General features: G+C 62.8%; 20 protein-coding genes, 1 tRNA gene and 2 pseudogenes. 7 read left to right on the top strand and 16 right to left on the bottom strand.

Annotated features, from left to right (window positions below):
* Positions 1-214: 214 nt before the first annotated feature.
* Positions 215-291, top strand: a tRNA-Arg gene (locus ABIC03_RS33640).
* A gap of 50 nt (positions 292-341) precedes the next feature.
* Here the strand turns inward: ABIC03_RS33640 and ABIC03_RS33635 are convergent.
* On the bottom strand, positions 342-551 hold the full coding sequence (locus ABIC03_RS33635; protein ID WP_354064506.1) for a hypothetical protein: 210 nt from the start codon (positions 549-551) through the stop codon (positions 342-344).
* Between the two features lie 122 nt (positions 552-673).
* Between ABIC03_RS33635 and dinB the strand changes: the two genes are divergently transcribed.
* On the top strand, positions 674-1,774 hold the full coding sequence (gene dinB / locus ABIC03_RS33630; protein WP_354064504.1) for a DNA polymerase IV: 1,101 nt from the start codon (positions 674-676) through the stop codon (positions 1,772-1,774).
* A 111-nt stretch (positions 1,775-1,885) separates the two neighbouring features.
* Here the strand turns inward: dinB and ABIC03_RS33625 are convergent, their stop codons facing one another.
* Entirely contained in the window at positions 1,886-2,179 is a 294-nt protein-coding gene (locus ABIC03_RS33625; protein WP_354064502.1) for a hypothetical protein, read from the bottom strand.
* 208 nt (positions 2,180-2,387) lie between these two features.
* Entirely contained in the window at positions 2,388-3,074 is a 687-nt protein-coding gene (locus ABIC03_RS33620; RefSeq protein WP_354064500.1) for a DNA-3-methyladenine glycosylase I, read from the bottom strand.
* Positions 3,075-3,292: 218 nt separating this feature from the next.
* Between ABIC03_RS33620 and ABIC03_RS33615 the strand changes: the two genes are divergently transcribed.
* Complete coding sequence (locus ABIC03_RS33615) at positions 3,293-4,120, top strand: metallophosphoesterase family protein (RefSeq protein ID WP_354064498.1); 828 nt, start codon at positions 3,293-3,295, stop codon at positions 4,118-4,120.
* Here ABIC03_RS33615 and ABIC03_RS33610 read toward each other — a convergent pair.
* The 5 genes from ABIC03_RS33610 to ABIC03_RS33590 form a co-directional block, all read right to left on the bottom strand.
* Positions 4,059-4,544: a Crp/Fnr family transcriptional regulator gene (locus ABIC03_RS33610; protein ID WP_354064496.1), complete on the bottom strand. Its 486-nt coding sequence runs from the start codon at positions 4,542-4,544 to the stop codon at positions 4,059-4,061. The two genes, ABIC03_RS33615 and ABIC03_RS33610, sit on opposite strands and share 62 nt — an antisense overlap.
* A 58-nt stretch (positions 4,545-4,602) precedes the next feature.
* Complete coding sequence (locus ABIC03_RS33605) at positions 4,603-5,148, bottom strand: GNAT family N-acetyltransferase (protein ID WP_354064494.1); 546 nt, start codon at positions 5,146-5,148, stop codon at positions 4,603-4,605.
* 121 nt (positions 5,149-5,269) lie between these two features.
* Complete coding sequence (locus ABIC03_RS33600) at positions 5,270-6,010, bottom strand: di-trans,poly-cis-decaprenylcistransferase (RefSeq protein ID WP_354064492.1); 741 nt, start codon at positions 6,008-6,010, stop codon at positions 5,270-5,272.
* A 33-nt stretch (positions 6,011-6,043) separates the two neighbouring features.
* On the bottom strand, positions 6,044-6,418 hold the full coding sequence (locus ABIC03_RS33595; protein ID WP_354064490.1) for a transcriptional regulator: 375 nt from the start codon (positions 6,416-6,418) through the stop codon (positions 6,044-6,046).
* Positions 6,405-7,022 (bottom strand): hypothetical protein, encoded by a 618-nt coding sequence (locus ABIC03_RS33590; protein ID WP_354064488.1) that lies wholly within the window; start codon positions 7,020-7,022, stop codon positions 6,405-6,407. Before ABIC03_RS33590 ends, ABIC03_RS33595 begins: the two co-directional genes overlap by 14 nt.
* A 201-nt stretch (positions 7,023-7,223) precedes the next feature.
* On the opposite strand from ABIC03_RS33590, the pseudogene ABIC03_RS33585 reads away from it, so the two are divergent.
* Positions 7,224-8,470, top strand: a pseudogene (locus tag ABIC03_RS33585) (S1C family serine protease).
* A 72-nt stretch (positions 8,471-8,542) separates the two neighbouring features.
* On the opposite strand, the gene ABIC03_RS33580 reads toward ABIC03_RS33585, so the two are convergent.
* The 5 genes and pseudogenes from ABIC03_RS33580 to ABIC03_RS33560 form a co-directional block, all read right to left on the bottom strand.
* A complete protein-coding gene (locus ABIC03_RS33580; RefSeq protein ID WP_275168685.1) occupies positions 8,543-8,821 on the bottom strand; it encodes a DUF3551 domain-containing protein in 279 nt (92 codons plus the stop codon).
* Between the two features lie 166 nt (positions 8,822-8,987).
* Positions 8,988-9,167: pseudogene (locus ABIC03_RS33575) on the bottom strand (tripartite tricarboxylate transporter substrate binding protein); the annotation flags it as partial.
* Between the two features lie 49 nt (positions 9,168-9,216).
* On the bottom strand, positions 9,217-9,678 hold the full coding sequence (locus ABIC03_RS33570; protein ID WP_354064486.1) for a hypothetical protein: 462 nt from the start codon (positions 9,676-9,678) through the stop codon (positions 9,217-9,219).
* A gap of 23 nt (positions 9,679-9,701) precedes the next feature.
* Positions 9,702-10,940, bottom strand: coding sequence for an SIR2 family protein (locus ABIC03_RS33565; RefSeq protein WP_354064484.1), 1,239 nt, complete (start codon positions 10,938-10,940; stop codon positions 9,702-9,704).
* 294 nt (positions 10,941-11,234) lie between these two features.
* The gene (locus ABIC03_RS33560; RefSeq protein ID WP_027566087.1) at positions 11,235-12,209 is read right to left on the bottom strand and encodes a Bug family tripartite tricarboxylate transporter substrate binding protein; all 975 of its coding nucleotides are present in this window, start codon (positions 12,207-12,209) and stop codon (positions 11,235-11,237) included.
* Between the two features lie 124 nt (positions 12,210-12,333).
* Here ABIC03_RS33560 and ABIC03_RS33555 point away from each other — a divergent pair, with 124 nt between their 5' ends.
* Complete coding sequence (locus ABIC03_RS33555; RefSeq protein ID WP_354064481.1) at positions 12,334-12,753, top strand: VOC family protein; 420 nt, start codon at positions 12,334-12,336, stop codon at positions 12,751-12,753.
* A 182-nt stretch (positions 12,754-12,935) separates the two neighbouring features.
* The gene (locus tag ABIC03_RS33550; protein WP_354064479.1) at positions 12,936-14,516 is read left to right on the top strand and encodes an ATP-dependent acyl-CoA ligase; all 1,581 of its coding nucleotides are present in this window, start codon (positions 12,936-12,938) and stop codon (positions 14,514-14,516) included.
* A 177-nt stretch (positions 14,517-14,693) separates the two neighbouring features.
* Here the strand turns inward: ABIC03_RS33550 and ABIC03_RS33545 are convergent, their stop codons facing one another.
* The 3 genes from ABIC03_RS33545 to ABIC03_RS33535 all read right to left on the bottom strand — a co-directional run bounded on the left by ABIC03_RS33545 (position 14,694) and on the right by ABIC03_RS33535 (position 19,042).
* A complete protein-coding gene (locus ABIC03_RS33545) occupies positions 14,694-15,788 on the bottom strand; it encodes an HD-GYP domain-containing protein (RefSeq protein ID WP_007616064.1) in 1,095 nt (364 codons plus the stop codon).
* Between the two features lie 483 nt (positions 15,789-16,271).
* Positions 16,272-18,554, bottom strand: a complete 2,283-nt coding sequence (locus ABIC03_RS33540; RefSeq protein ID WP_354064477.1) for a xanthine dehydrogenase family protein molybdopterin-binding subunit — start codon at positions 18,552-18,554, stop codon at positions 16,272-16,274.
* Complete coding sequence (locus ABIC03_RS33535) at positions 18,551-19,042, bottom strand: (2Fe-2S)-binding protein (protein ID WP_027514647.1); 492 nt, start codon at positions 19,040-19,042, stop codon at positions 18,551-18,553. Before ABIC03_RS33535 ends, ABIC03_RS33540 begins: the two co-directional genes overlap by 4 nt.
* A gap of 306 nt (positions 19,043-19,348) precedes the next feature.
* On the opposite strand from ABIC03_RS33535, the gene ABIC03_RS33530 reads away from it, so the two are divergent.
* Positions 19,349-20,113, top strand: a complete 765-nt coding sequence (locus ABIC03_RS33530) for an alpha/beta fold hydrolase (protein ID WP_354064475.1) — start codon at positions 19,349-19,351, stop codon at positions 20,111-20,113.
* The last annotated feature ends 4 nt before the right edge of the window (positions 20,114-20,117 follow it).

Below are 20,117 nucleotides of genomic sequence, written 5' to 3'. Positions count from 1 at the left end.
GGCCGACCGGCGCCGCCGCCTCCGAGGTGACGCACCAATACGCACTGGCAGGCCTTCTACGAGGCCAGGCGCCCTTGCCTCGCCGACCTCCGACGGGACGGCGTGCCGGTTCCTGGCCGCGTGGCCCGTAAAACGGCCTAGCCCAAATCAGCCTGGCAGAAGACGGCGGAAGCGGTTGCCCGCCTCTCGCCAATCGGCTAAATGAACCCCGACTGCACCCGTAGCTCAGCTGGATAGAGCGTTGCCCTCCGAAGGCAAAGGTCACACGTTCGAATCGTGTCGGGTGCGCCAGTCTCTTCCAATGCAAGCTGGAGTCATCGCCTGCTCCACCGAGCCGACCCTCACGTCAGCATCGAGATGATCGCCTGGACCTGGTCGGAAGCCGACGTCACCAGTCCGTCGTAGGACGTCTGACCGTGTGCGGCCGCCTTCAGGATGCATTCGGCTACGGCCGCTTTCAAGCCTAACACCGACTGATCGGGCGGCACGCTCGCCATTACGGCCTCCAGGGCCTGACGCATCGTTCGAATGAGTTCGGAGCTGTATTGCATGGGCTGTCCTCCGCGACCTCATATTAGATCGCATGCCCATGCTTGCCACTCACAAGCCTGAGATTGCTCTGTGAATCACACCTCACCTCGCGCTTCGCGCCGCTCAATTGTATCATCTTGCCATGAGCGAATCCGACACGGCGACCGGCGAAGCCTCGCCCGTCCGCAAGATCATCCATATCGACATGGATGCCTTCTACGCGTCCGTGGAACAGCGCGATCATCCGGAGCTGCGCGGAAAGCCGGTCGCGGTCGGAGGCTCCGCAGAACGTGGCGTCGTCGCGGCCGCCAGCTATGAGGCCCGCGAGTTCGGCGTTCGCTCCGCCATGCCATCCGTGACGGCGAAGCGACAATGTCCCGATCTGATCTTCGTCAAACCGCGCTTCGAGGTCTACAAGGCGATCAGCAGGCAGATCCGCGACATCTTCGCGGAGCACACCCCGATCATCGAGCCGTTGTCGCTCGACGAGGCCTATCTCGACGTGACGGAGAATCTGCAAGGCATCCCGCTGGCGCGCGACATCGCACTCAAGATCCGCGAGAGGATCAAGGCCGAGACGGGTCTCAACGCTTCGGCCGGCATCTCCTACAACAAGTTCCTGGCCAAGCTCGCCTCCGATCATCGCAAGCCCAACGGTCAATTCGTGATCTCACCGGAGATGGGACCCGCCTTCGTCGAGACGCTTCCAGTCGGAAAATTCCACGGGATAGGCCCGGCCACGGGCGCGAAGATGAACGCGCTCGGCATGTTCACCGGTCTCGATATTCGTCGTCAGACGCTGGAGTTCATGAATGCGAATTTCGGCAAGTCGGGCGCCTATTACTACTGGATCGCGCGCGGTGTCGACGAACGGCCGGTCCGGGCCAACCGGGTCCGCAAGTCCATCGGCGCGGAGACCACGTTTTCAAACGATCTCACCGAATTCGACGCGCTGGTCGCCGAGCTCAAGCCGCTCGTCGACAAAGTGTGGCGCCATTGCGAGGCGACGGGCAGCCGTGGCCGCACCGTCACTTTGAAGATAAAATTCGCCGACTTCGAGATCATCACGCGAAGCAGGTCCGCTCTTTCGCCGGTCGCAGGCCGGGACGATCTTGAGCGCCTAGCTTGCGGCCTGCTCGAAGTCGAGATGCCGCTGCCCAAGAGCGTCAGGCTGCTGGGAGTATCGCTGTCTTCCCTCCAGGCCGGGGACGATGCGGAGCCGCAGCTGACTCTCGGCATCTGAACCGAACTGACGGGCTTTTGGCGAACGCAGACAGGCGCAGAGCGCGCTCGCCGTGAATGTACGGTGGCGGGTTTTCAGACTCGCCACCGAAGGTCGATCCGACGGGGCTGGTCAATGCCTCACGTGCTCGAACACCACGATCACGCCGGTCGGCTCGGGCTCGTGCGCCATCAGGCGGGTCAGCTCGGAATCGCCCCAATCGGCGAGGCTGACGACTTCGCCGCTCTGGCGCTCGGTGCCGGGCGGCGCCGTGGGCTCGACGACCTTCAGCCCCGTCTCATCGACGAAGAAAGTGTGCTCGCCAAACATGCTGTTGAGCTGCGGCATGGCGGGATGCTCGTCGGGCAGCACCTGAGCGCCGAGCTGGCTGACGGTCTGCTTCACCTGTTCGGATGTGAGCTTCATAAGCTGCTCCGTTTCTGTCACGTCGGTTTCATGAGGTAAGCCAAAGCGGGCGTTCCGCCGATGTTCGCGTGGCTCAATGTCCCGAACGGGTGCTGCGCACAAATGTTCCTGAGAAATGCATTTCGTGATCGCGCGTCGCGTCTGCCGCGCCTGCGGCACGAGATCGCCACAGGACGCACATGATTCGACATTTCAAGAGCCGAATTCGCTACTCGCTTCTGTTCTCGCCGACAGAAAGTGCACAGATGCGTGACAGACATGTGTAGGACAGCCCGGTCTCCTCGGCCCAGGCGTTGAACTGCGCCTGCACCTTGGCGAGATCGCCCTTCGACTTGACCTCTTCGGCAATGTCGAGACCGGCATCGCGCAGGCACGCCACGACGTCCCTGGACGTCACAAAGCCGTCCCAGCCGACGAACCGCAGCAGCATCTGGCCGGTATTGCCCCCTAACCGGCTGCCACGCTTGCTCAGGAGATCGAGCAGGCCGATCTGGTCGGACGGCGGCCATTTCGCCAAAAACCTGCCGAAGCTGCCGTGCTCTTTTGCGATCTCCTGGATGAAGGCGGCGTTGTCGCGCACCGACATGATCTTGGCACCGTTGCGCACGATGCGCACGTCGCGCAGCAGGCCCTCCCAATAATCCTCCGGCTGAAAGGTGAGCTTGGCCGGCTGGAAACGCAGGAAGGCGTCTTCAAACCCGTGCCATTTCGTCTCGATCACGCTCCAGGCAAAGCCGGCGCAAAACACACGCTTCGTCATCTCTGCGAGAATGCGGTCGTCGCCCCGCTTGGCGAGGCCTTTCAGGTCGGGCTTTTCGGGCATCAGCTTTTCGAGCGCCTTGGGCCCGCCCTTGCGCTTTTCCGCGCGAGCACGAATGGTCTTGAACGAGGTCATGGGAAACGAGCTGTTGGGGGTACGAGCTGTTGAGGATACGCTACGACATCAGAATTCGATGATCCGGTCCAGCCCGGCAACGCTTCGATGCTTGCACCCGCGGATGGGCCGCAGCATACTGCCCGCGTTGAATTGGCAAGAAATGCCACTGGTCCGCTTCTTGCGTTCAGATATTTTGCAATCCCGAACATTTTTGACGTCTCACCCGTGGATTTCCAATGCGCTGCCTGGTCGTGGCCGACCTGCACTATTCGCTGCCTCAGCTCGACTGGCTCGTCAGCGCCGCACCGCAATTCGACCTCGTGATCTTCGCCGGCGATGCGCTCGACATCGGCTCGATGGTGGATTTTCGCGCGCAGATCGTGGTGGTGAAGAAGTACCTCGCCCTGCTCGCCACGAAGACCCGGGTGATCCTGTGCTCCGGTAATCACGATCTCGACGAGCGCAATGCGGAAGGCGAAAAGATCTCGCGCTGGATCTCGGAGGTGCGCGAGTTGGGCGTTGCCTGCGACGGTGACAGCCTCACCGTCGGCGACACGCTGTTCACGGTGTGCCCATGGTGGGATGGACCGCTGGTCAAGCAGCGCCTCGTCGCGCAGCTCGCCGCCGCCGCGGCCGGCCGGCCGCAGCGCTGGATCTGGATCCATCATGCGCCGCCGGCGGATTCACCGACGAGCTGGGGCGGCAAGCGTTTTTTCGGCGACATCGAGCTGGTGCAATGGATCATGCAGTACCAGCCCTCGATGGTGATCTCGGGCCATGTGCATCAGTCGCCGTTCATTACCGATGGCTCGTGGTTCGACCGGCTCGGCCAGACCTGGGTCTTCAACACCGGCCTGCAACCCGGCCGTCCGCCGACATATATCGTGCTGGACCTCGATGCGAACAGGGCGTTCTGGCTTGCGGCCGGTGAGGCGCAATCGATCGATCTTGGCGCGCCGCTGAAGCGGCCCGCCGCTCCGATCGAGGCTCCGCCCGACTGGCTCACATTCTTGGATCGGATTGCCGATCCGAGCCTGGCGAGACCTCGAGCGGCGGCAGGTTGATCATGCTCTGGAGCACCTCGCCGACCATGGCCAGATGGGTGCCGTGGCCGGCATATTGCTGCTTGAGATCGGCGAGATAGGTGTTGGCGACATTGAGCCGCTGCGCCAGCATTTTGGCGATCAGAAGCGCCACGCCCGCCTCCTGCTTGAGGAACGAGGCGGCATCCTCGAATTCGTAAACGATGGAGTCGGAGCAGGCCCGTACGGTCGCAGTGTGCGGCTGCCCCAGCAGCACCGACATTTCGCCCAGCACCGCACCGGGCTCGACCACGGTGGCGACCACCATCTCGCCCTTGAGCACTTCGAGCTTGCCCTGCATCAGCACATAAAGATGGCCGGTGGAGCCGCCCTCGGCGACGATAATCGTGCCGGCCACAACCTGCCGCTCTGTCCCACCGGTGCAATAATCCAGAACTGCGCGCATCCGACCAAAGCTCCCGCCGCAGGGAGATAGTAGGGCACGATCGGCGTCGCGCGCTTGCTCAAATTTGTGGCAAGCCCCGCAGCCGCGACAAACGCTTCGCCAGGTGGACCGACTGCCAGTCTCCCAGACCGGTATCCTCAAACCCCGCCTTCTTCGCAAGGCCGCGCATTTCGGCGTTCACGCGCGCGGTCTCTGCTGCAATCATCTCGTGACCGAGATCGCTCGCGTGCCTCTCCAAGGCCGTCATCATCCGGAGGCCGACGCCCTTGCGCTGAAAGCCATCGGCAACCGAGATGGCGAAATCACCATGCCGTGCAGCCGCATCGTAGGCGTATCTGGTTTCGCCGATGATCGTGCCTTCCCCTTCCTGCCTGATCTCGGCGAGCAGGGTGAACTGATCGGGATGGCTGGTCCTGGCGACGCATTCGGCCGCGACCACGGCAAAGTCCGCCCGCGCGCCCATGAAACGCTTGTTGCGCGATGTCGTGGAGAGGCCCGTGAAATAGATCGAGAGGCTCTCGACATCGGACGCGCTGGCCGGCCTGATACGGACCGCGCCTCCTTCGACCGACTCGACAACGGCATCCAGCAATAACTGTGACATGCGCGAGGCTCTCGGCAGGTTGCATCGAATGCACACCTAACCGAGACCGCGCGCTGACCGCTTGGACATTGCCGCCAATCTTGCGGCCGAAAACGAACAGTTCGCTCCTCAGTGCCGGGCGTCACACGCGAGAGAGTGACGGCACCTCCTCCGGCACGATCGCCTGCAGGCCGCCGAAGCGGCGCTCGCGGCCGTGGAAGGAGGCCAGGGCCGCGGCGAGATCGCCCGCGTCGAATTCGGGCCACATCCGCTCGGTGAAGTGCAGCTCGGCATAGGCACCTTCCCAGAGCAGGAAGTCCGACAGCCGTTTCTCACCCGAGGTGCGGATGATGAGGTCGACGTCGCGCAAACCAGCTTCTCCGGTGACGAGCTGCGAGAACGCCTCGCGGGTGAGACTCGTCAGCGCCGCCGCCTTCGCGGCCGCGTTGAGGATGGCATCGCGCGCGGAATAATCGACGGCGATGCGCAGATGAAGCGTGCTGCCCTCCGCGGTGGCGCCTTCCGCTCGCGCGATCGCATTGGCAATGCCGTCGGGCAGGCGGTCGCGGCGGCCGATCACGGTGAGGCGCACGCCGTTCTTGACCAGGCTCTGCACCTCGTTGGCGAGATAGAAGCGCAGAAGCGTCATCAGCGCGCCGACCTCGGCCTTCGGCCTTCGCCAATTGTCGGTCGAGAAGGCGTAGAGGGTCAGCGTGCCGATGCCCTGCTTGGGCGCGGCTTCGACGATGCGGCGGATCGCCTCGACGCCGGCCTCATGGCCACGCACGCGCGACAGGCCGCGCCGCGTCGCCCATCTGCCGTTACCGTCCATGATGATGCCGACGTGAAGCTTCTCGTTGCGGGACGCAAGGTCACTTTGCATTGCAAAGTCTCCGGTCAAAAAAAGGGAAGGGGATCAGGTCGAGACGATACCGAGACGGCCGAACGGCGCCGTCTCGCGGCCGGCGGCCTTGGCGGCGTCGCGCACCAGGCGTTCGAGCACGGCGAGATAATCGAGGAAGCGGCGGCGGCCGGCCTTGGTCAGGCGGCAGGTCGTGTGCGGGCGATTGCCCTCATAGCCCTTGGTCACCTCGACGAGGCCGGCTTCCTGGAGCACGGCGAGATGCCGGCTGAGATTGCCGTCGGTGAGGCCGCAGAGCTGCTTGAGATCGGCGAACGCCAGACCCTTCGGATGCGCCATCAGCGAGGTCAGAAGTCCGAGCCTCGCCTTTTCGTGGATCACGCGGTCCAATCCTTCATAAGAGAAGGGTGCGCTGTCAGTCTTCGACATCATGGTCTCCGGATGCGAAATAAAGAATGCCTGCCATCACCGACTGCCCGATCAAGAAAGGCAGGCCCATGGTCCATGGCGACAGCGTGTGGGTTTGGCTCGCGAGCACGACCACCGCGAAGCCGGACATGAAGTACCAGGCGCCGGCGAGCGCCACGGTGCGTGGCAGCGAGCGGACGGAGGCGAAAATGCCGAGCGACACCAGGATCTGCCACAGGCCGGGCAGCAGCCACAGCGTTTCGCCCGCGAACTTCCACATCACCACTGCAAGCAGCACACCGGCAACGCCTGCGGGCAGGAACTGCTCGACTGCCTGGTGGATCATTGCATCGGCGAGGCCTGAATGATGGCGGCGCGAACGTGCGCGCATCTCGACGCCGATGATCAGGCCGGAGAGCGCGGCGGCTATGAACCACCCGAAGAAGAAACCGAGCGGCTCGCCGGTGGGATCATCGAGCAACCAGAATTGCAGGATCGCGGTGAGAAGCGCGACCGCGCCGGTCGCGGCCATCGTCGCCGGGCCGTAGCCGCGGAATGCCGTGCCGGCCGCAATCTGGCTGCGGATCGCCACGATGTCGGCCAGTGCCTTGTCGAGATCGCGCATTGGCAACGCCAAAACCTCGCTCCGCCCATGCTTGCCGGGAATATCGGCCCCGTTACTTTGTATTGCAAAGTATATCGGATCGCAAAGTAAAGGCAAGCCCGAACGTCGCCTCTCAACACTGGTCCCTCGCCGGACAACTGCCGGTTGCGCGTCACCTCCTGCCACAGATAAGATGCGCGCGAATGCGCTCTGGGGGAAAGTATGTGGCTTAAGTCATTCATCGTTGCGTCTTTATTGCAGCTTGGCGTCGTTACCGCAGCGCACGCGGCCGGGCCATTCGGCAGCGTAAAAATCGGCAACTGGGTCGGCGGCGCGTTCAGCAATGACGAAACGGGAGCCTTCTCGCATTGTGCCGCGACGGCGCCTTATGCCAACGGCGTCATTCTGGTCGTCGGCCAGAATTCTGGGGGCTCGTGGATATTGAGCTTTGCGAGTCCCAGCTACCGCTTCACCAAGGGCGAGAACGCCGCGATCGACGTCATCTTTGACGGACAGGAGCAGGCCAGACTGTTCGCCACGGCCAACCAGACGAACATGCTCAGCTCCGTCATGCCTGCCAACGTGGTACGAACGTTTCAGAAGGCGAGCCTGATGGTGGCGACGAGCGGCCGCACCGTCCTGAACTTCGACCTGACCTCGGCCGGGCCCGTGATCGCGGCGTTGGCACCAATTGCGTCACCAAGGTCAAAGCCGACGGGCTGAGCAAGGCTGGAGACTTTACTAAGGTCGCGGCAAAGCCGCAGGCCGCGCCGGACAAACAGGCATCCCCGTCGGCTAGCAAGCCCGCCAGAGCCAAAAGCGGTACCGGCTTTGTCGTGAGCGCCAGCGGACATGTCGTCACCAATAACCATGTGATCAATGGCTGCGTCGGCGACATCAAGGGCAATCTCACGGGTGAAGCCGGAATGGTGTTGCGCGTGGTGTCGAGCGACGCCAACAACGACCTCGCGTTGCTGCAGGCGCCATCGACGACCACGTTCAAGGAGTTCGCCCGAATCCGCGACCGCTCGATCCGCTCCGGCGATTCCGTCGTCGCGATCGGCTTTCCCTTCCATGGGCTGCTGACTTCGGACTTCACCGTGACGACCGGCATCGTCAGCTCGCTCAGCGGCATGCGCAACGATTCGCGTTTCCTGCAAATCAGTGCGCCGGTGCAGCCCGGCAATAGCGGCGGCCCGCTGTTCGACACCGCCGGGCAGATCGTCGGCGTCGTTACGGGAAAGCTGGACGGATTACGGGTCGCGGCCGCGACCGGCAACATCCCCGAGAACATCAACTTCGCGATCAAGACCGGCGCGCTGCGTGACTTCCTCGACAACTCCGTGGTGCCCTACCAGACTGCCGAACCGAAGGGCGAGATCAAGACCACCGACATCGCGGGCAACGCGCGGCCCTATACGATGCTGATCTCGTGCAGCGGGATCGAGCAGGCCGACGCGAAGCGGTAGCGGCAACGCAAGCCGGATAGAGCGGTTGGGCCTATACGAAGCGCTCTGTCCGGGCTGAAATCAGCCAGCTCGCTAGTACGGCGCGACGGGCCGCGGTCGTCGGTGCGGCCGCGGTTGCGCCGGCGAAACCTGGCTGTAGGCAAAGCGGGGATTGCGATCGCAGTACAGCAGTCGGCCGGACACGCTAGCCTGACATTGTTCATAGGTGCTGTAGGAGCATTCGCCCGGATAGTCATACTCACCGCCCTGGGCACACCAGGGATAGTCGCGCGCCGCTGCGGGCGTGACGGCGGAGAAGCCGGCAAGGAGTGTCGCGCCGAGCCCCAGCAGTGCCAATTGCGTCTTGCGCATGATCCCAACTCCTATCCTCACAGCGCGAGATACGCGCCATATAACATCAGGTTTCGCCACGCCGTTTTATTCCAGATCGACGGGCGCTGACACGCAAGAAACCTTGATGCGCAAGAAAAAAGCCCTGCCGAACGAGCAGGGCTCCATCACGGACATCACGAGATCGCTACTCGACCTTCCGGCCGGCGAACTCGACGACCTTCTTCCACTTCTCGGTCTCGGCCTTGATCTCCTCGCCGAACGCCTCGGGCGTCTGCGCCCGCGGTTCGCCGCCGAGCTCGACCAGGCGCTTGGCCATGTCCGGCGCCTGTATCAGCGTGTTGATCTCGCTGTTGAGCTTGGCGATGCTGATAACGCGTGCTCCCTCTCGGCTTCGGCACTAAGATCAACGATGCTTAAATTTCGGAAAAGTCGCGCTCACGACCGAAAATCCAAGCGACACAATAACGCTCGATGTTCCGTTCGCTCAGCGGCTTGCAGTCGCCCAAGTTATCCATCAACTCAGATAGCTTCGCATCGATAGCAGCATTCCGCCCAGGAGACACTAACTCCCATTTTTTCATTGCCGCGGTCAAAAAACGACTACCAGCACAAAACTCACCCTTCGCAATCAGCAATTCGCCGATCCACAAACGTATGTAACCTTGATCTTCGATGTGCTTTGCGTGTGCGGACTGCAGTAGAATTGCAGACTTTCGATAGCAAACAAGCGCAGGCTCAATCTGGCCCATCAAATGCAGACAGCGCCCGACATTGCCATAAAATGCGTGATACCAAGTCTCATCAAATTCATCAGGGTCAATAACAGCTCCAAGATCGATTCCCTTCAAAAACACTCTCAGAGCCTCGTCAACCATTCCAGCATCTCTTTGGGCGAGGGCTAGATTGTGTTCCGTATCGAATTGCGTATCCACATTGGTTTTCTCTTTAAGTTCCTTTCCTCGCTTACCCCATTCAATGGCTTCTTGATATCTGTTCTGGGTCCAGTAGCGGACACGCTAAGCCCCTCCAAACGGAGGCTAAGCGTATCGGGTCCGGAGTACTGAACTGAGGGCCGACACGTGAAGATCACACGACTTAGCAAGCCCGCCGCGAGAAAGACTCTCAGAAATGCATCAGCATTTGCGACAAGAACATTATTCTCTAGATCGACGTAATGGTCTATATTATCAAATACGAACAAATATTTTGTAGATGAAATTACGCGGACTAACTGTTCGCTGATCGCCACTATGTTTAAGTGCGAGAGATCATTCCCGCTAACAGTACCCTTGGATTCACGCACCAGGATGGAGATCAATCTATTTTCAAACCGTTCGCTTTCTTCTTTGCAATCGACCCATACAAATTTATTGAACAAGCCCTGTTCCCAGCCGCCGTATCCGCAGACTAGCAGGGTCTTGTCTTTGAGAATTTGTGATAAGGAGTGCTTTAGACGCGGACGGTCTTGGGCGAGTTGCCGAACGGTATGGAGTGTATCCGCCCCGTGCCAATAGCCGTGTAGATGCACTACGTGACATCCCTCGGCTGTAGTTTGAGATAGATATCCGTCGCGCTGCAGGACGGTTCGAAACTGACGTCCACCTTGCCGCTGGATGGCCACTTCAAGCAGTGGATCAAAGTTTGTGGTCAGTATCTGCTTGCCAAAGTGATCTGGATAATAAGCGGCCAATTTGCCAACCGCTTCGACTGCGGGACTCAGATACCAACCATCAATATCCGAATCGAGCGTTTGGCATGCTTGATCGTCGGTGGTAACGCTTGGAATATACGTTTGCTGACTAACGGGCTTGCGAGCCCTCCAAACCGACCTCTTTATTATCTCGTTAGCAACCTCCTGACTGCGGCGGCCAAGCAAATAGTGAAAAGCCTCTTGGTATTGGTTAGCCGCCCCCCTGAGTGCCTGTTCTAGCCCATTCAACGCGTCATGTGTACTAAACTCAGCGCGAATCAAGTCTACGATCTGTGACGTGCCAGGCACGCCTAGCCCATTTGCGCTCAGCGGAGCTGTAATCGCCGATCCGAACAAGAATACAATGGGCCTCGCTTCGCGTAGTACTCCGTCTGTAAGCCGGTCGTACAAAGCTTCTGGGTCGTAATATGTCTCGTGCGAATCCATGCCCGCATGTTTGCGAGCACAGCGGTCCGTTGCAACGCAAAATTGTTCTCTTACGAACCGGTTTCTGCAATATTAACGAGCAGCCCCCGCCCGGGGCCGCACGCGCCCTCAGCCGCCTGCGGCGAGTAGTGATCGTGCAGATGGACCCAATCCGCCTGATAGGCCAGCCCCTGCTCGTGACGGCCGAGTGGCGTCAGCTTAAGCCGCAATTGTTATTCCAGATCAGCAGTCTTGGCCCGCAAGAAAAAAGCCCTGCCGAACGGGCAGGGCTCCATCACGGACATCACGAGATCGCTACTCGACCTTCAGGCCGGCGAACTCGACGACCTTCTTCCATTTCTCGGTCTCGGCCTTGATCTCCTCGCCGAACGCCTCGGGCGTCTGCGCCCGCGGCTCGCCGCCGAGCTCGACCAGGCGCTTGGCCATGTCCGGCTCCTTTATCAGCGTGTTGATCTCGCTGTTGAGCTTGGCGATGATCTCCTTTGGCGTGTTCTTCGGCGCTCCCATGCCGAACAACGCGCTCGCCTCGTAGCCCTTCACGGTCTCGCCGATCGCCGGCACGTCGGGCAGCTGCGGCGAGCGCTCCGCCGTGGTGACGCCGATGGCGCGGAGCGAGCCGGACCGGATATGCTGGATGATCGAGGGCATGTTGTCGAAGATCACCTGCACCTGGCCCCCGAGCATGTCGGTGATCGCGGGCGCGGCGCCGCGATAGGGCACGTGCTGCATCTTGCAGCCCGTCAGCGCCATGAACATCTCGCCGGACAGATGCACCGAGGTGCCGTTGCCGGAGGAGGCCATGTTGACCTTGCCGGGATTGGCCTTCACGTATTCGATGAATTCGGCGACGGTCTTGGCCGGCACGTCCTTGTTGACGGTCATGACGTTCGGCACACGCTGGAACGAGGCGACTGGCGCGATGTCGCGCACGAAGTTGAACTTCAGGTTGGTGTAGAGCGAGGCGTTGATGTAGTTGGCCGGATTGACCAGCTGCAGCGTGTAGCCGTCGGGCTCGGCGTTGACGACCGATTCGGTCGCGATATTGTTGCCGGCGCCCGGCTTGTTCTCGATCACGAATTGCTGGCCGAACTTCTCCGACAGCCGCTGGCCGATCAGCCGCGCCAGGATGTCGGTGGCTCCGCCCGGCGGATAACCGACCACCCATTTCACCGGGTGGGTCGGGTAGTCGGCGGCAAGCGCCTTCGACAGCGGGCTGGCTGCAAGCGGACTGGCGGCGAGCAGGCTCAGCGCGGTACGGCGAGTGATCATCTCAAGGGTTCTCCCAAGTGTTGTTCTTGAAGCCAGCTAGCTTGAAAACGGCATCGGCGCGCTTGTAACAAAGCTTGCCGCAGGCGGAAAGTGCACGGGGCGCATCGCGACGAAAGGATAAGGCATGGCGGTCAAGGTCGAAGCCCTCGATCATCTCGTGATCAACGTCGCGGACGTCGCAGTGACCGCCGCGTGGTACGGCAGGATTCTCGGCATGGAAGTCAAGGTGTTCGACCCCGGCGGCGGCAAAGCGCCGCGGACTTCGCTACAATTCGGTAACCAGAAGATCAACGTCCGGCCTCGCGATGCCGACAAGGTGGAGTGGTTCACCGCGGACCACCAGACCGCCGGCAGCGAGGATCTGTGCTTCCTCACCTCCGCCAGCCCCGACGAGGTGGTGGCGCATTTGAAGGCACATGGCGTCGCGATCGAAGAGGGCCCGGTTCCCAAGCAGGGCGCCCGCGGCACCCTGCGCTCGGTCTATTGCAGGGATCCGGATGGCAGCCTGATCGAGATTTCGTCGTATGAGGACGACGGCCGGTAAGGCCAAGTCGCCCGCCCCACGCACCGTCATTGCGAGGAGCCCTTGCGACGAAGCAATCCAGACTGTCTCCGGGGAGGGATTCTGGATTGCTTCGCTCCGCTCGCAATGACGGCGGAGAGAGCAGGAAGACGCAATAAAGAAAACGCAGCCGCCGGCAAGATGCAGGCTGCACGGGAGGAGCCATGCCAGTTCAACAAACCGCCGCCGGAATCGTGGGCCCCTTCGACGGGCTCGACGTGCCCTGGCTGCTGAAGATGCGGGCTGAGGTGCGCAGCTCGCATCCATTCCTGATCTGGGCGCCGTTCGACGCGCCCGCGCGGCGCTGGAGCTATGGTGAGTTTCACGAGCGGGTCGGCGCGCTCGCGGCGGGACTGGCGAAGCGCGGCGTCAAGCCGGGCGAGTATGTGCTTATTCACCTCGACAATTGCATCGAGGCGCTGCTGGCCTGGTTTGCCTGTGTCGAGTTGGGCGCGATCGCGGTGACCACCAACACACGCTCGGCACCGGCCGAGCTCGACTATTTTGCCGATCATTGCGGCGCGGTCGCCGCGATCACGCAGCCGGCCTATGCCGAGATCGTCGCACAGAACTGCCGCAACATCCGCTGGATGGCGGTGACCTCGCATGATTCGGGCGCGGCGCCCGCAAAACCGGTTTCGCGCAGCGACAGCTTTGAGGAGTTGTTCGCCGACAGTGCCGACCGTCCCAGGCGCGCGACCGATCCGCTCGCGCCGTGCAGCGTGCAATATACCTCGGGCACGACATCGCGCCCCAAGGCGGTGCTGTGGACCCACGCCAACGCGCTGTGGGGCGCCAAGATCAACGCCGCGCACGAGGACCTGCACGCAAGCGACGTGCATCAGACCTATCTGCCGCTGTTCCATACGAACGCGCTGGCCTATTCGATGCTGGCGACGCTTTGGGTCGGTGCCACCTGCATGATCCAGCCGCGCTTTTCCGCCAGCCGGTTCTGGGGCGCCGCGCGCGAGCACGGCTCGACCTGGACCTCGACCATCCCGTTCTGCATGAAGGCGCTGCTCGAGCAGGAAATCCCGCGCGATCACAAATTCCGTCTGTGGGGCACCGCGATCAACGAACCGCCGGCCTTCGCCGCCTTCGGCGTCAAGATGATCGGCTGGTGGGGCATGACCGAGACCATCACCCACGGCATCGTCGGCGAGATCGACCAGCCCAACATTCCGATGTCGATCGGCCGCGCCGCGCCGGAATATGAAATCCGCATCACCGACGACGACGGCAGGCCGACCGAGGTCGGCGACACCGGCAACCTCTCGATCAAGGGCATCGTCGGCCTGTCGCTGTTCGCCGAATATCTGCACAACGAGAAGGCGACGCGCGAAAGCTTCGACGAGCACGGCTTCTTTCTCACCGGTGATCGGGTGGTGCGGCTGGAGAACGGCTACATCCGCTTCGGGGACCGCAGCAAGGACATGCTCAAGGTCGGCGGCGAGAACGTCGCCGCGTCCGAGATTGAGCAGGTGGTCGCAGTCGTCCCTGGCGTGCGCGAGGCCGCCGTGGTGGCGAAGACGCATCCGATGCTGGACGAGGTGCCGGTCGTTTTCATCATCCCGCAAGGGGGCGTCGCCGGTGCGCGGCCCGATCTGCACGAGGCGGTGATGGCCGCCTGCCGCGCCGGCCTCGCCGACTTCAAGGTGCCGCGCGAGATCCGCTTCGTCGACGACATGCCGCGCTCGACGCTAGAGAAGGTGGCGAAGGCGGAGCTGAGGAAGATGGTGGGGTGACAATGTCGTCCCGGCGAAGGCCGGGACCCATACCGCGTGATCTAACGACGGCGCGCAGTGCGTGTACCAAACGACGAGTCGTCGCCAAACCACTCCCGGTGATTATGGGTCCCGGCCTTCGCCGGGACGACACCAAGCGTGTAGTGCTAGCGCCGCAAGATTCGCGGCAACGGATCGTCAGAACGATCCCAGCGCCACCGGGCGGAACGCCTGCAACAGCTGCTGGTCCAGCTTGCCGCCCATGCCTTCCATCATCGCAAACGCTCGCGCGTGGGTGAAGGGCATGCGATAGGCGCGCTTCTCCACGAGTGCCGCGTAGATGTCTACGATCGTCGTGACCCGCACGATATCGCTGATCTGGTTCGACGAGAGATTGTTGGGATAGCCGGAGCCATCGAGGAATTCGTGGTGATGCAGCACGACGTCCAGCATCTCCGGCGGGAAGCCGCCCTGCGCTGCGAGCGCGTCATAGCCGCGGCGCGGATGCTGGCGGATTTCGGCCATCTCCTCGTCGGTGAGCTTGCCGGGCTTGTCGAGCAGCGCGGAGGGAACGAACGCCTTGCCGACATCGTGCAGCAGCGCGGCACGGGTCAGCCGGCGCTGGTCGTCCTCGCGCATGCCGAGGTGCTGGGCGAAGGAGACCGCAAATCCGGTCACGAACAGGCAGTGGCGGTAGCTGCCGACATGGTGGCAGCCCACCGTGGTGAGCCACTCGCGCAGCGAGGAGTGCTTGATCGCCTTCAGTATCTTGCTCTCGGCGGCGATGACATCGTCGAAGGTCAGGGGCACGCCGAGCGGCAGCTTCTCGAACATCTTCTTCAGCACCGCGTGCGCGGCCTCGACGCCGCGGTTGAGCGTCTTGCCGCGATCGGTCGCGTCATAGACGGCGGTGTCGGGGAAGGCCGCACGGATGCGCTGCAGGATGTCCTCGGGCTGAAGCGGCCGCGAGATGGTGTCGGTGGCGCCCAGCGCCCAGGCCTGCATGGTGCCGTGATGCAGGGCGTCCGCAAGCACGAACAGTCGCGGCATCGCGCGATAGGCGTCGCCGCGCAGCTTGTTGCGCACCCGCTGCACGCTCTCGGGCGAGCGCAAATTGATGTCGACCACGAGGCCGGAGAGATCGCGCGAGGGCTGCTCGGGGAGCTCCTGCGTCGTCACCGTGGCAACGTCGCCGACCGCCTTGAGGATGCTGGCGAGCTCGGTGCTCTCGTCGCTCCGGTCGGAGGCGAGCAGAAGCCGGCGTTTGGCGGCTGGTTTGGCTGAGGCGTTCATGGCTTCCCCAAGAGCACGGGCGGTGTTTCGGGCCAAAGCCTAAGCCGGATCAGGTTCTCCGGCCCTTAAGAGGCGTGCTCAATGGAGCCCTGCGGAATTAGGGACAATTTTACGGAGTTCGGTTCCCGTGGCCTCTAATCAAAAACCTCGAAAACAACCCCATGCACAGTAGAATGGTCATTGATAACAAAGGAAATTTTGGGCACGGCCCGTCCCGCCCCCGCCGTCATCGCCCGGCCTGACCGGGCGATCCAGTACGCCGAGACGGCGCGACTAGAACCGAGAAGCCGCGGCGTACTGGATGCCCCGCTTGCCGCCTTCGCTAAAGCTTCGGCGTCTCTGGACCTGAACCCCGGCGAAGCCTTGGCGTAGCCGGGTCGCGGAGCATGACAGCGAATATGCGGATGCGGTGTATCACGCTCAAACGAATCCGCCGGAGGCTGCCCCCCGGCGGATCATGTCAGGTCACAATCGCAACCGGCCTTACGCCTTCATTGCGCCCTTCACGGCTTCGGCCGTGATCGGCAGCGCCCGGACGCGGGCGCCTGAGGCGTTGAAGATGGCGTTGCCGATCGCGGGTGCGATCACCGTCACCGCGGGTTCGCCGACGCCGGTGGCCTTCTCGCCATTGGCGATCACGGCAATCGCGACCTCGGGCACCTGGCTCATGCGCAAGGGCGTGTAGCTGTCGAAATTGGTCTGCTCGATGCCACCGTCCTTCAGCGTCGCCTTTTCGTACATCGCGAGCGACAGGCCCCACAGCGCCGCACCCTCGACCTGAGCGCGGATGTTGTCGGGATGCACCTGCGTGCCGACGTCGGTTGCGACCGTGAGCTTCTTCACGGTCACCTCGCCCGAGGGCGCGACGGCGACATGGGCGACGCAGGCCGTCCAGCTTGCGGTCGCGCGTTCCTGCGACGACACGCAGGCCACGCCCATGCCCTCACCCTTCGGCAGCTTCTTGCTGCCGTAACCGGCAAGGCCCATCGCGGCGAGCAGCGTGTTGCGCAGCCGCTGCGCGCCGCCGTCGTTCTTGCCGGCGCCGTCGAGCAGCGAGATGCGGAACTGCGCGGGGTCCTTGCCCGCGGCAGCCGCGATCTCGTCGATCATGCTTTCCACTGCCCAGAAGGTCCAGCCCGGTGCCACCGAGCGGAGCTGGCCGGACGGCGTGGCGTTGTGCGCCATCTCGTTCTTGATCGCGCGCACATGATGGTTGGGCACGGTGTAGAAGAAGTCGGCCCCGTTCACCGTGAAGGAGTCCAGCGGACCCTTCTTGTCCACCGAGGGCGTCAGGAAATCGGGGATTCCCCAGCGCGCCGTCGGCCAGGCCGAAACCACATCGTGGCTGAGCGCGACGAGCTTGCCGTCGCCGTCCACGCCCGCCTTCACTTTCTGGTAGGTGAGCGGACGCGAGAAATCCATCGTCATGTCGTTCTCGCGCGTGTAGATCACCTTCACCGGCTTGCCGATGGCCTTCGCCGCCTGCACCGCCGGAATCATCATGTCGGCATCGAGCCTGCGGCCAAAGCCGCCGCCGAGCCACATCTGGTGCATGACGACGAACTTCGGATCGATCCCGGCCGCACCCGCCGCGATCGCACCGGAGCGCGTTGCGAACTGGTTGCCGGAATAGATGTGCAGGATGTCGCCCTTGAACTCCGCAGTGGCGTTCATCGGCTCCATCGGCGCGTGGATGTTGATGCTGGTCGTGTACTCCGCCTCCAGCACCTTGGTCGCCGTGCCGAACGCCGCCGCGGGATCGCCGTCCTTGACAAAGAATTGCCCGGAATCCTCCAGCTTCTGAAGCCGCTTGGCCTCGTCGAGCAGCGACTGGCTCGACACTTTCGCATTCGGACCGCCGTCATAGGCGATCTTGAGCGCCTGCGCTGCCTTCTTGGCGTTGGCATAGGTGCTGGCGACCGCGACGACCCAGCCCGAGGTTGTTCCGGTCTTGTCGTCGAGGGTGACGGTCTTGATGAAGCCCGGCACCTTCTTGGCGGCGCTGTCGTCGACCGATTTCACCGTGGCGCCGAAGCGCACCGGCGGCGTCACCACCGCGCCATAGGCCATGCCCGGCAGCATTACGTCGATGCCGTATTTGGCCGTGCCGTTGGTCTTGGAGGGAATGTCGAGCTGCGGCACCGACACGCCGATCATGGTGTATTGATCCGGCGTCTTCAGCTTGATCGCCTTGAGCTCGTCCGGCGTAAAGGTTTTGGTCGCCTTGCCGCTCTTGACGACATCGGCGAACGACATCTGCTTCTTCGACTTCGGATGCGAGATCATGGAATCGCGCACCACGAGTTCCGACGCCGGCACGCCCATGGCGGCAGCCGCACCTTCGGTCAAGGCCATCCGTCCAGCGGCGCCGGCGCGGCTCATGGCGTCGAAGTTCATCATGGTCGACCAGCTGCCGCCGGTGATCTGCGCGCCCAACACGGGATCGTTGAACTTCGGATCGTTGGAGGCGAGGGCAACGCGCATGTCGCTCCATTTGGCCCCTAACTCTTCGGCCACGATCTGCGCCATGGTGGAGGCGATGTGCTGGCCCATGTCAGCCTTGCCGCAGGTGACGGTGACGAGACCATCGGGCGCGATCGCATACCACACGCTCGGCTCGAAGGCCGAAGGCGCGGCAAGCGCCTCACCGATGCCGGGCACGCCGGCATAGCCGAGCACGAGGCCGGTGGCGGCGGTGCCGACCAGGAAGGAGCGGCGGCTAAGATCGGTCGTTTCGGCTGTGACGGTCTTGATGTGCTTATTCATGTGGGCCTCCGCTCGTTGCCGGAGGCGGATGCGGTGCGCATCTCGGTTGCGGCGCGCATGATTGCCTTCTGGATTCGCGAATAGGTCATGCAACGGCAGAGATTGCCGTCCATATGCGCCACGACCTCTTCCTTGGTCGGGTTCGGATTCTTCGCCAGCAGCGATGCCGCCTGCATGATCTGCCCGGACTGGCAGTAGCCGCATTGCGGAACCTGCTCGGCGATCCATGCCTTCTGCAAGGGATGGTCGCCCTTGGCGGCGAGGCCTTCGATGGTGGTGATCTTCTTGCCGGCGACATCGCCGACCATGGTCTGGCACGAACGCACGGCTTCGCCGTTGACGTGCACGGTGCAGGCCCCGCACAGGCCGGCACCGCAGCCGAACTTGGTGCCGGTCATCTGCAATTGCTCGCGGATCGCCCAGAGGAGCGGCGTGTCGTTCGCCGCATCCACGGACATACTCCGCCCGTTGATGGTGAGAGTTGGCATAGGCGTCTTCCCCTGCCGGTGCATGAAGCCGCTTACGGCGGCAACTTGAGTAGCGGACGCCCACCGGGCCGGCGCCAGCCTTGCCCGCAAGAATGATCGCGTTCAGGCGCGGAGGCAAATGCAATTTGGAATCGATCGAAACAAACGCGACGCGCGCATGTTGTGCGTTGCGAGACCAGCGGTGATGCAGCGGCTGAACGCAACAGAGTGCACGCCAAGCATGCAGGCCATCGCGTCACGGCGGTTTCCTCCGAGTAACCGACCGCGTTAGGATGAGCGAAGAAACAAGATGACAAGGTGGATGCAATGCCTGGGATCGATCGGGACGGCGTCCGAATCTACTACGAGGTTCATGGCGAAGGTCCGCCGCTGCTGCTCACCCACGGCTACTCCTCGACCTCGGCGATGTGGCATGGGCAGATCGAGGCGCTTGCCAGGGATCACAAGCTGATCTTGTGGGACATGCGCGGTCACGGCCAGTCTGACTATCCCGCCGATGCCGCCGCTTACAGCGAAGCGCTCACGGTCGGCGACATGGCGGCGATCCTCGATGCGGTCGGCACTGAGCGCGCCATCATCGGCGGACTGTCGCTCGGCGGCTACATGTCGCTCGCCTTCGCTCGCGCGCATCCAAAGCGCGTCCGCGCGCTGCTGATTATCGACACCGGCCCGGGCTTCAAGAAAGATGACGCACGCGAGGCCTGGAATGCGCGGGCGCTCGCCACTGCCGACAAGCTCGACCGCGAAGGGCTCGACGTGCTGAAGGCGGCGACGCGCGAGCGCGCCACCGCGAACCATCGCAGTGCCAGGGGATTGGCGCTCGCCGCGCGCGGCATGCTGACCCAGCGCGATGCGAAGGTGATCGAGCTGCTGCCGGAGATCAAGGTGCCCAGCCTGATCGTGGTCGGCGCCGACGACACGCCGTTTCTCGCCGCGTCCAACTACATGGCGGCGAAAATTCCCGGCGCACAAAAGGTTGTGATCCCCGCCGCCGGACACGCCGTCAACATCGACCAGCCGCAGGCTTTTGTTGACGCGGTGGTGCCTTTCCTGAAGAACTTGCCGGACTAGGTCG

The organism is Bradyrhizobium sp. RT6a, from assembly GCF_040547675.1.
In the GTDB taxonomy this organism is placed as follows: Bacteria; Pseudomonadota; Alphaproteobacteria; order Rhizobiales; family Xanthobacteraceae; genus Bradyrhizobium.
Note: the sequence above shows the minus strand (reverse complement) of the source record. Positions and strands in the feature narration are given on the sequence as shown.